The sequence below is a fragment of the Polaribacter sp. 11A2H genome (assembly GCF_011379025.1).
GTDB lineage: Bacteria > Bacteroidota > Bacteroidia > Flavobacteriales > Flavobacteriaceae > Polaribacter.
In genome coordinates, this window is record NZ_WTLD01000003.1 from 78329 (window position 1) to 90197 (window position 11869).

Annotated in this window: 10 protein-coding genes; 3 read left to right on the forward strand and 7 right to left on the reverse strand. The window is 28.8% G+C overall.

What is annotated here, in order from left to right; all coding sequences use genetic code 11:
- Positions 1-322 precede the first annotated feature (322 nt).
- Complete coding sequence (locus GQS58_RS04695; RefSeq protein ID WP_166383385.1) at positions 323-2194, forward strand: ABC-F family ATP-binding cassette domain-containing protein; 1872 nt, start codon at positions 323-325, stop codon at positions 2192-2194.
- A gap of 214 nt (positions 2195-2408) precedes the next feature.
- Here GQS58_RS04695 and GQS58_RS04700 read toward each other — a convergent pair whose 3' ends face one another.
- Together GQS58_RS04700 and GQS58_RS04705 are read right to left on the reverse strand one after the other, a co-directional pair.
- Positions 2409-3125, reverse strand: coding sequence for a 3'-5' exonuclease (locus GQS58_RS04700; RefSeq protein WP_166383387.1), 717 nt, complete (start codon positions 3123-3125; stop codon positions 2409-2411).
- A gap of 94 nt (positions 3126-3219) precedes the next feature.
- Positions 3220-4029, reverse strand: a complete 810-nt coding sequence (locus GQS58_RS04705; RefSeq protein WP_166383389.1) for a T9SS type A sorting domain-containing protein — start codon at positions 4027-4029, stop codon at positions 3220-3222.
- Between the two features lie 231 nt (positions 4030-4260).
- On the opposite strand from GQS58_RS04705, the gene GQS58_RS04710 reads away from it, so the two are divergent.
- Entirely contained in the window at positions 4261-4959 is a 699-nt protein-coding gene (locus GQS58_RS04710; protein WP_166383391.1) for a response regulator transcription factor, read from the forward strand.
- Positions 4960-4968: 9 nt separating this feature from the next.
- Positions 4969-6009, forward strand: a complete 1041-nt coding sequence (locus tag GQS58_RS04715; RefSeq protein ID WP_166383393.1) for a sensor histidine kinase — start codon at positions 4969-4971, stop codon at positions 6007-6009.
- Here the strand turns inward: GQS58_RS04715 and GQS58_RS04720 are convergent.
- From GQS58_RS04720 to GQS58_RS04740, 5 genes are all read right to left on the reverse strand, one after another.
- Complete coding sequence (locus GQS58_RS04720; protein WP_166383395.1) at positions 5974-7032, reverse strand: UDP-N-acetylglucosamine--N-acetylmuramyl-(pentapeptide) pyrophosphoryl-undecaprenol N-acetylglucosamine transferase; 1059 nt, start codon at positions 7030-7032, stop codon at positions 5974-5976. The genes GQS58_RS04715 and GQS58_RS04720 overlap by 36 nt on opposite strands.
- Positions 7033-7197: 165 nt before the next feature.
- The gene (gene purD, locus GQS58_RS04725; RefSeq protein ID WP_166383397.1) at positions 7198-8472 is read right to left on the reverse strand and encodes a phosphoribosylamine--glycine ligase; all 1275 of its coding nucleotides are present in this window, start codon (positions 8470-8472) and stop codon (positions 7198-7200) included.
- A 110-nt stretch (positions 8473-8582) separates the two neighbouring features.
- Positions 8583-9353, reverse strand: a complete 771-nt coding sequence (locus tag GQS58_RS04730) for a glycosyltransferase (RefSeq protein ID WP_166383399.1) — start codon at positions 9351-9353, stop codon at positions 8583-8585.
- 4 nt (positions 9354-9357) lie between these two features.
- Positions 9358-10713, reverse strand: a complete 1356-nt coding sequence (locus GQS58_RS04735; protein ID WP_166383401.1) for an exopolysaccharide biosynthesis polyprenyl glycosylphosphotransferase — start codon at positions 10711-10713, stop codon at positions 9358-9360.
- 1 nt (position 10714) lies between these two features.
- On the reverse strand, positions 10715-11818 hold the full coding sequence (locus GQS58_RS04740) for a glycosyltransferase (RefSeq protein WP_166383403.1): 1104 nt from the start codon (positions 11816-11818) through the stop codon (positions 10715-10717).
- Positions 11819-11869: the final 51 nt, after the last annotated feature.

Here is an 11869-nt window from a genome sequence, read left to right on the forward strand (position 1 = left end):
ACTTTTAAAAAAGAAATTTATTTAACTACAGTATCAAAAAAAAGAAAAACTTTTACCAAAAAAATTAACTAAACAGTAAAAAATCAACTAACTAACTACTAGAACTCTTAAGTTTAACTTAAGGGTTCTTTTTTTTTGTACTATCATTTTTACAGAGACAAAAATTTACGATTATAAGTAATAAACTCGTGCTTTATTTTACCAGATATTTATTTATTATTAGAAAATATTTAATTTATTCCTCTAAAAAAATTAAATGCCATCAAAAACCTAAGTTAACGCTTTGGTTTTTTGTTTCTTTGCAAAAAATAAATTTATTTCTGTGAATTATTTATCTATTGAAAATATCTCTAAGTCATACGGAGAACGCGTTTTATTTGAAGACATCTCTTTTGGAATTAGTAAAGACCAAAAAGTTGCCTTTGTAGCTAAAAATGGTAGTGGTAAAACATCTATCTTAAATATTATAGCTGGTTTAGATGTTCCAGACTCTGGGCAAGTAGTTAGTAGAAAAGGTATTTCTATTGCTTATTTGGCTCAAAAAGATGATATTAATCCAGATTTAACCATAGAAGAAACCATCTTTGCTACAGATAATAAAATTCTTTCTATTGTTAACCAATACGAAAAAGCATTATTAAACCTAGACGATACCGATGCATACCAAACTGCTTTTGAGCAAATGGAACAATACAATGCTTGGGATTTTGAAACACAATACAGACAAATTTTATCAAAATTAAAGTTAGACGATTTAACTTTAAAAGTAGGTGCACTTTCTGGTGGACAAAGAAAACGGTTATCTCTAGCAATCGTTTTAATTAATAAACCAGATTTATTAATTTTAGATGAGCCTACAAATCATTTAGATTTAGAAATGATCGAATGGTTAGAAGCTTTCTTTGCAAAAGAAAAAATCACTTTATTTATGGTTACGCACGACCGTTATTTCTTAGAACGTGTTTGTAACGAAATCTTAGAGTTAGATGAAGGTAAAATATATAAATACAAGGGTAATTACTCTTACTATTTACAAAATAAAGAAGAACGTTTAGCTTTAGAAGCAACCAATTTAGGGAAAGCTAAAAGTTTATTTAAAAAAGAATTAGAATGGATGCGTAAGCAACCAAAGGCAAGAACTACAAAATCGAAATCTAGAACAGATGACTTTTATCAAATTAAAGAAAAAGCACATCAACGTAGACAAGATCATCAAGTGCAATTAGAAATAAATATGGAACGTTTAGGAAGTAAAATTCTCGAACTTCATAAGGTTTCTAAGTCTTTTGGTGATAAAAAGATTTTAGAGAATTTCGATTACGTCTTTAAACGTGGAGAACGTATTGGTATTATTGGTAAAAACGGAACCGGTAAATCTTCTTTCTTAAATATTATTACAGAAACGGCAGAATTAGATGCTGGTAAAGTTATTTTAGGTGAAACTGTAAAGTATGGTTACTATACACAAGCTGGTATAGAAATAAAAGAAGGACAAAAAGTAATTGATGTTGTTAAAGAATTTGGAGAATTTATCCCTTTAACTAAAGGAAGAAAAATTTCTGCATCACAATTATTAGAGCGTTTTTTATTCGACAAGAAAAAACAATACGATTTTGTAGAAAGACTATCTGGAGGAGAACAAAAACGTTTATACTTATGTGCTGTTTTAATTCAGAATCCTAACTTTTTAATCTTAGATGAGCCAACAAACGATTTAGATGTTGTAACACTAAATGTATTAGAAAGTTTCTTATTAGATTTCCCTGGTAACCTATTAGTTGTTTCGCATGACAGGTATTTTATGGATAAAATTGTAGACGCATTATTTGTTTTTAGAGGCGAAGGTGTTGTAGAGAATTTTCCAGGAAACTACTCAGATTTTAGAGCGTACGATGATGGTTCTGCTTTAACAGAAGTTGTAGCAAAACCTATAGGGAAACAGGAAGATAAAAAAGAGGTTAAAAAATCAAATAAAAACACCTTAACTTTTGATGAAAAAAGAGAGTTTGGGGCTTTAGAAGGAGATATTGAAAGACTTCAAAGAAGAAAAGCAACGATAGAAGCAGAATTTTTAAATGTAGAAATTGCGCCTGATGATATTGCTAAAAAATCTGAAGAATTACAAGAAACAATCGCTAATTTAGAGCAAAAAGAAGAACGCTGGTTAGAGCTTTCTATGAAATTAGAAGATTAAAAAAGGTTGTTACACAGAGATTCGCTGAGAAATTGCGCAAAGACGCACTGAGTAAACAAATAATTTTATTCACCTGCAAGGTCTTTTTTTTGACCTTGTAGGTGTTATACCAAAAATGTACCTAATAAAAAAGACCTACAAGGTTCTTAAAACCTTGCAGGAAAAAAACCATCATTTTCTCAGTTTTCCTATATAAATATCCGTGTAATAATTATTAAACACTCACAATATCTTCTGCTTTCAATAATTCTTGGTTGTTAAAACGCAATAAAATTTGAGCCACTGCAATGGTATCCTTTTCACAATAGGTTACAATTCTTTGTAGGTTTTTTTCTTGGTAATAGACTTTAGCCACTTCACTCCCATCAATATCATCTTTTGGTGATGGAATACCTAAAATAGACGTTAATAATTTTAGTGATGTATAATGTTTATAATCGCCAAATTTCCATAGTTCTAGTGTATCTATATGCGGAACTTCCCAGGGCTTTTTACCAAACAAGTTTAATTTACTTGGTAATTCTATTTGATGTACAATCATTCTTCTGGCGATAAAAGGAAAATCGAATTCTTTACCATTATGTGCACATAAAACATTGCTTTTCTTATTAAAATGTAAGTTTAGTAACGATTTAAACTCCGTTAAAAGTAGATGTTCATCATCACCATAAAAAGAAGTTAAACGCAATTGTTTTCTCTTTTCAACATCAACAAAATACCCAACAGAAATACAAACAATCTTGCCAAATTCTGCCCAAATACCAGCTCTTTCATAAAACTCTTCGGCCGTAACATCTTCTTTACGTTGGTATTCAGTTTTCTTATTGTACAGTACTTGCGTTTCTTCTGCAAGCTGTTCCCAATCTTCATATTCTGGCACAGTTTCAATATCTAAAAAAAGAACATCATTAAGTTTTAAAGGTAAATTCATAGCAATATATTTTCTTGTTCACCTAGTAAGATACTAAAAATAAAAAAGTTCCGAATTTAATTCGGAGCTTTTATAATAAAGAGGTGTTTAGAAATTATCTAATCACTAATTTTTTAGTAGCTGTTTTACCATCTTCTGTAACTTTTAAAATGTAGATTCCAGAGTTTACTGTAGAAACATCTAAGTTTTTCTTTAAACCTGTAAAAGAAGTAGAAAACACTTTTTTACCAATAACACTAAAAATAGCTACTTGTTTAGTATCTGAACTATTACTAGAAATCGTAAAATTTTTATCTGTAATTGGGTTTGGGTATGTTGCAAAACCTTCTATAGCATTATTTTTTACTGATGCTGTTGTATTTTTAATAAATGATAAATCATCCCAATAAGTAACAGAGTTTGAATAAGATCTTACCTCGTAATAAAAACGATCTACACCTGCAGGAGCAGTAACGATAACTTCGTGTTTTGTCCAAACACCACCATTATTATCTAAATAACCATCTTCTGGCCCTCTTAAAATATCAGCAGAACGATCATTTCCATCTCCTGCATGATAAACTGTAGTTGAACCATTTTTCCAAGTACACCAAATTCTTGCATCCTTATCATCTCCGGCAGTAACTTTATACCAAAAACTTACTGTATAGCTTTCACCAGGAACAATTCCTGTAATTGTTTGTCCTAAATCTTTAGTCCCAGATTCACCATTTCTAACCGCTGAAAAAGAACCACCATGTATTTCTGTTGTTATTTTGGTTAAACTCTCTGCTTTTGTCCAACTTGTTGGAGACGTATCATCATCCCAATTTTCTAAACCTCCGTTTAATAGCATTTCTTGACCAAAAGAAACACCTGTTAAACAAAGTGTAATTAATAAAGTAAAAATGTAGTTTTTTTTCATGCTGCAACTATTTTAGATTATTCAAGTAAAAATACATATAATTGAATTATTAATAGCTTAATTTATTATTCAACTAATAAAATTAAAAAAAAACTAAATTTTAATCAATAATATATTTTAATGTTACATTAACGTTAATAGACTTGTTTGAGATTAAATGATTGTTAAGTAATAGACTTGCTAATATAATTATTACTATTTTTGATATTCAACGGTACTTTAACTAGTTATATGAATAAAAGTGATATTAAAATTTTATTGGTAGATGATGAACCAGATATTATAGAAATTGTTGGTTACAATTTAAAAAATGAAGGTTATCAGATATTTACAGCAACAAATGGTGTAGAAGCTGTTAAAGCTGCTAAGAAAAATATTCCTCATCTAATTTTATTAGATATTATGATGCCAGAAATGGACGGTATAGAAGCTTGCGAAAAAATTAGAAAAGTAAAATCACTAGAAAACGTTATTATTGCATTCTTAACAGCTAGAGGCGAAGACTATTCTCAATTAGCTGGTTTTGAAGCCGGTGCAGATGATTATATTACAAAACCTATTAAACCTAAAGTTTTAATAAGTAAAGTAAAATCTCTTTTACGAAGACTAAAAACAAAAAAAGATAGCGAAGAAACTTTTAAAATTGGTGATATTGTTATCGATAGAGATGAATATGTAGTCTATAAGGCAGGAAAAAGAATATCGCTACCTAGAAAAGAATTCGAATTATTTTCTTTGTTAACCTCTAAACCTGGTAAAGTTTTTAAAAGAGAAGTTATATTAGATACCGTTTGGGGAAATGAAGTTGTTGTAGGCGGTAGAACTATTGATGTACACATTAGAAAACTGCGTGAAAAAATTGGTGACGACCACTTTAAAACTGTAAAAGGGGTTGGCTATAAGTTTGTTTTAGAAGGTGCAGAACATTAAAATTGCCTCATGAAAATTAAAAAAACGTATTCTTACGCACTTTGGTCTGCCGTATATTTAACAATGCTTACTGTTGTTATCGCATTAATATCCTATTATTTTTTTTCTAATTATATTGGTGCCGTTTCTGTCTTTTTTTCTATTGTAGTTCTTTTTGTAATTTCCTTTTTTATCATTCAGTATAGAACAGAACACTTTATTTACAGACGTCTTAAAAAAATATATGAAGATGTTTCTATTTTAGATGTAAACGATTTACGAAGAGATTCTGTAACTACAGATATTGAAAAACTTTCTAAAAGAATGCAAAGATTTGTAGAAGGTAAAAGACTAGAAATAAAAAGTTTAACAGAGAGAGATTCTTTTAGAAGAGATTTTTTAGGAAATGTTGCACACGAACTAAAAACACCTTTATTTACGGTACAAGGCTATATTTTAACCTTAATTGAAGGAGCCGTAAATGACAAAGAAATTAGAACAAAATACTTAGAAAGAGCCAATAAAGGAGTAGAAAGATTGGTTGCTGTTATTAAAGATTTAGATATGATTGCTAAATTAGAAAATGATGGTATGAAACTAAATAAAGATGTCTTTAATATTTTAGAACTTGTACAAAATGTCTTTGACATGTTTGAAATGAGAGCTAAAAAAAGAAACATTATCTTAAAATTTGATAGAATTCATGAATTTCCTGTATTTGTAAAAGGAGATGCAGAAAAAATTGAACAAGTTTTAATAAACCTAATTGTAAACTCTATTAAATATGGTAAACCAAACGGTACTACTATTGTTGCGGTAGAAAGTTACAATGAAAATAAATTTATTGTTAAAACAATAGATAATGGTGAAGGGATTAAACCACAACACCTTTCGCGTCTTTTTGAGCGATTTTATAGAGTAGACCAAAGCAGATCTAGAGAACAAGGTGGTTCTGGTTTAGGTTTGTCTATTGTAAAACACATCATAGAAGCACATAACGAAACCATTTTACTAAAGAGTACTTATGGCGAAGGATCAGAGTTTTCTTTTACGCTCGAAAAGGCTAAATAAATCTGAATCTAATATTGTTTCTACAGTTTTTAAACCTTTATAATCTTCAACTTTAAAAACATCTTCTTTTACAAAATCTTTCATTTTAGAAAATGGAGCATACTTTTTTTCTTCTAAAAATGATGCTAAATATTCTTGCTCATCTTGTTGTTCTGTTGGAATAAAAAATACTTTTTTACCCAGAACAGCCAAATCCATTATAGAGGAATAACCAGATCTACAAATAATAATTTTACTTGCGTTTATTAAATCTTGAAGTTCGTGTGATAGTACATAATTGTAAAAAGTAGTATTTCCTATTTTCCAACTTTTTTTTGCGGACTCGATTTTACCTAAAACAAAAAAAATGTTTCTAGTGTCGTTTTTAAAGACTGAGATTAACTTTTTCTCTAAGAATGACCTGTTGGGTTCAATACCAGAAAGAATGATTAAAACGTCTGTATTTTGAGTTAATTCTTGTTTTTTAAAACGAGTTAAAACTCCAATAAACTTTGTGTTCAGATTTTTTTTGGTTGATGATAGTTTTCCTGAAAACTGAGAATTTTCATTATCGGGAATCCAACATTCATCAAACTTTTTTATTATTTGTTGATGAAAATAAGAGGTAAAAAAAGTAGTACTACCAGATAAAACATTTACTTGATGGGTTATGTAAACCGAAGGAACTAACGAGCTTCTTACTCCGAATCTGTTATCTGATATTACACCAACAACGTCTGTATTTTTAAGTATAAAATCATTAATAATTTTAGACTCTTCTCTAACTGCTTTTAAAATTTGAGGTATTTGCAAAAGTAATCCCAACTTTAAATTTCTATGGTAAGAAATATTATAAGCTGGGATTTCTATATATTCTAAGTTCGAAAACTCTTTTCTTAAAAAGCTTAAAGCGTTTCCGTCTGATGCAATAATGGGTGTAAAATTATTTTCTAATAATGCATTTATAATAGGCACACAACGTGTTGCATGACCTAAACCCCAATTTAAGGGTGCAATTATTATTTTATTTTGGCTCGCTTTCATTTTTTAATCATCACTAAAAAACTCGGATAAAACAGTTGCTTTTAAACAAGTGCGTTAGGGATTGAAATGGCATCCTTTTTTTCTTTTTCTGAAAAAAAGATATAATCTTTCGACTCCGCTCAAGATAAATTCCAAGCCTGTTAAAACGCCCAAATAAAAATAAATTTACACTAAATCGAAACCAATGTCTTTTCTGTAATTCATTTTATCGAAATGAATCTTATCTATACTTTTATAACTCTTTTCTAAAGCCTCTTCAATGGTGTTACCAAAAGAAGTTACCGCGATAACTCTACCTCCGTTTGTAACCACTTTACCATCTTTAATGGTAGTACCTGCATGAAAAACGAAAGAATCTTCTACGGTATCGTAACCTGTAATTTCTTTATTTTTCTCGTATGCATCTGGGTATCCGCCAGAAACCAACATTACGGTTGTTGCCGTTTTATCGGTTACAGAAAATGATTTTTCATGTAAATTTTGATGTGCCACTCCTTCGAACAATTCAAATAAATCTGACTCAATTCTTGGTAAAACAACTTCCGTTTCCGGATCTCCCATTCTCACGTTATACTCTACCACAGAAGGGTTTCCGTTGTCGTTCATTAAACCAATAAAAATAAAACCTCTGTAATCTATTCCGTCTTTTTGTAAACCTGCAATTGTTGGTTTTACAACCAATTCTTCTACTTTATCTAAAAATGCTTTATCTGCAAATGGTACGGGAGATATTGCGCCCATTCCGCCAGTATTTAAACCTGCGTCACCTTCGCCAATTCTCTTATAATCTTTTGCTGATGGTAAAATTTTATAGCTTTTTCCGTCTGTTAAAACAAAGACAGATAATTCTATTCCTTTTAAAAATTCTTCGATAACAACGGTTGTAGATGCTTCTCCGAATTTTTTGTTAGAAACCATATCTTCTAATTCGGTTTTTGCTTCTTCTAAAGAGTTTAAAATTAATACTCCTTTTCCTGCTGCTAAACCGTCTGCTTTTAATACAAAAGGTGGTGCTAAGGTTTCTAAGAAATCAAAACCTTCTTGTAAATTATCTTTCGTAAAAGATTGATATCTGGCTGTTGGAACGCCATGTTTTTGCATAAATTGTTTAGAGAAATCTTTAGATCCTTCTAACAATGCTCCGTCTTTTTTAGGTCCGATTACAGGAATATCTTTCAACTTTTCGTCTGCCAAAAAGAAATCGTGAACGCCAGCTACCAAAGGTACTTCTGGACCAACAACAACCATTTTAATGTCGTTTTCTAAGGTTACTTTTTTAACCGCTTCAAAATCTGTAGCATCAATATTAATATTGGTGGCAATTTTGTCTGTTCCGGCATTTCCTGGAGCTACAAATAGTTTATTAATTTTTTTACTTTCTAATAATTTAATTGCAAAAGCGTGTTCTCTACCTCCAGAACCTAAAATAAGTACATTCATTGTTTGTTGTGTTGTTGTTATTGCAAATATATTTTAAAAATATTGGATTCCCCTTTGATTGTATAGACAATTTAAAGGAAAACGAAATTCTATTTAAGAACTTTGCGTTCTTAAAACCCCCATTTAAAGAAATATTTAACCACAGATAAAGTATGTCGTAAAAATAATTTTTTGCTTTTAGAAGAGCCTTGTTTTAAAACATGTATGATTTCTTCTTGAGGAAAATAGATTTTTTTCTTCTGTAATACATCTATTTTTTTACAAATATCAACATCCTCCATATATAAGAAATATCGCTTATCAAAACCTTTTAATGCTATAAAGTCTTCTGTTCTGTATAATTGAAAACAGCCTGTAATATATTCTGCAAAAAAAGGCACTTTTAAATCTCTTTCTCTGTATTCTCCTTTTAAAATAACAGCTGTAAAAAATGGTTTTAACAATGAAAACCTCCTAGCAATTAACTCTGAAACAGAAGGATACCTTCTGCAAGAATACTGATGCCTACCATCTGGAAACAAAACTTTTGGCGCAATCATTGCAACCTCTTTATTGTTTGCTAATTCTTTAATTAAGTTAAGTATAACTGTTGGTTTAAAAAAAACATCTGGGTTTAATACTAAGTGAAACCTAGAGCTTTTATCAATTTTATCTAAAACTATATTATGTCCAGAGCCAAAACCTATATTATGTCCAATAGCTATATATTCTATTTCATTTTGTAAAAAAAGATTATTAAACATTTTTTCAGGAGTATTATCTATTAAATAAAGTTTCTTTTTTAGTGGAATACTTAAAAAACAATTTATTGTTTCGGTAAGCTCCTCTAAATTTTCATTATAAAGAACAATAGATACTGTTATGTCTAATTTCTCTTTCATTTATTTAATATGCTTTCTCTTCTCCTTTAAAAATATTCATACAAGTTTTAAATATAATTTTAATATCTAATAAAAATGACCAATTTTCTATATAAAAAACATCTAAACGAACTCTATTTTCTATATCTGATTTTTTTTGTATTTCACCTCTATAACCACTAACCTGAGCCAAACCAGTAATTCCTGGTTTTACAGACTTTCTTTTCATATAATTATTAACTTCTTTATCAAATTTTAAAGAATGAATATTCATATGTGGTCTTGGCCCTACAATACTCATCTGACCTAAAAATACATTAATAAATTGAGGAAATTCATCAATACTTGTTTTTCTTAAAAAAGCTCCTACTTTAGTAATTCTGGCATCATTTTTCTTTGTATGGCCTGCATCTATTGATTTTTCTTGATACATAGATCTAAATTTATAACACATAAAGTCTCCTCCATTTATACCTTCTCTTTTTTGTTTAAAAATTGTTGCCCCTTTAGATTCAATTCTTATAATAAGAATAATAATAGGAAATAGCCATGAAAAAACAAGTATACCGATTAAAAAAGAAAATAAAATATCAAAAAATCTTTTTAAAGCTCTATTCTCAAAGATTTCAAGTGGTAATTTTTTTACATTTAAAATTGGTAAAGAATTACCAAAATACTCTGTATTTAAATCTTTATTATATATTTCTCTTGAGTTAGGTATTAATTTTAGTATTAAATTATTTCTATTCGCAAACTTTCTTATTTTTCTTAATTCTACTTCTTTTAATTCATCTAAAGAACAGAATATTTCATCAACTTCATTTTTTAACACATATTTAAAACTAGCTTTAATAGTACCTAAATACAACTTATTAACTTTTACTTTATCTGAAAAAAAACCTAGATACTTATATCCTAATTCCTTATCTTCTATTAATGTTTGTATAATTTTTTTTGTTGAACTATCACTCCCTAAAACAACAACGTTTCTGTAATTATTACCTTTAGACCTGTATAATCTTATCGAATAAAAAACAAAAAGTTTGAAGATCCATAAAAATGCTATAATTATTGTTAAAATTTTTGCTTGATTATTAATAACAACCCCCTCTCTAAAAAAACCAAAATAAGTAAAATAGCCTAAAATAAAAATAACCGTCTGGGATATTAATATTTTAATAAGCTGATAAAGTTTGGTATTTCTATACGTATTATAGTATCCTAAAACTAAAGAAGAAATTAACCAAAATAGGGAAATGTAAACTAGAAAAAATTTATTTAAAAACTCAGAATCATAGATAAAAAAGATTACTAAGTTTATTATTAATAAATCAAAAAAAAATGATACTGGTTTTATATATGTTGAATATCTTTTTCTCAAATTAAAGATTTTTTATTTTTTGTTCTACAAATTCTTTAAATTCTCTTTCAAACCTTTCTTTACTAAAACGCTCTGCATTTCTTCTAATTATCTTAGCGTCAAATTTTAAAGTCTCAAATTTGTTTACAGCTTCCATAATATCTGTAGTTTCTTGTTTTTGAAAAAACACACCAGTTTCATTATTAATCACGGTTTCTTTTAACCCACCTCTATTTAGTGCAATAACTGGTGTACCACAACTTTGAGCTTCTACAGGTAAAATTCCAAAATCCTCATCAGCGGCAAAAACTAATGCTCTTGCTTTTTGTAGAATTTTAACCATGTCATCTTGTTTTTTTCTTCCTAAAATTTCTACATTGCTTTTAGCAATTTCAACAATTTTAGACATCTCTGGTCCTTCTCCAATAACTTTTAATTTTTTATTTGGCATTTTATTAAAAGCTTCAACAATTAAAGCAATTTTCTTATAAGAAACTAATCTAGAAGCTGCTACGTAATAGTCTTCTTTATTTTCTTCTAACGGAAAATTTTGTATATCTACAGGTGGATAAATAACAGTAGCTTCCCTATTATAAATTTTCTTTATTCTTTGGGCTATGTAATTAGAATTAGCTACAAAATGGTCTACTCTATTGGTAGAAATAACATCCCAAGTTCTTAATTTATGTAAAACTCGTTTGGCATACCACCCTTTTAAACCTGTTGTTAGGTTTTTATCTTCTAAATATTCATGATATAAATTCCATGCATATCTCATTGGAGAATGGCAATAACAAATATGTAATTGGTTTTGGTTTGTTAAAACACCTTTAGCTATCGATGACGAAGAAGAAATTACTAATTCATAGTCGTTAAGGTTAAAGGATTCTATCGCTTTTGGAAAAAATTGCAAAAATTTTCTATGATTCTTTTTAGCTGTTGGAAACTTTTGAATAAAGCTAGTTTTAACTTTTTTTCCTTTTAAAATAAAAGATCTGTCTTTTTCATCTAAAAAATCTATAAGTGAGTGATATTCTAAATCATCCCAAATATTACCAATTGAATGAACTACTTTTTCGGCTCCACCATTTGTATAAAACCAGTCATGTACTAGTGCTTTTCTCATTTAATTTCTAGCTTTTTAGCCCAAATTTATGGAATGTTGCCTTATAAAATA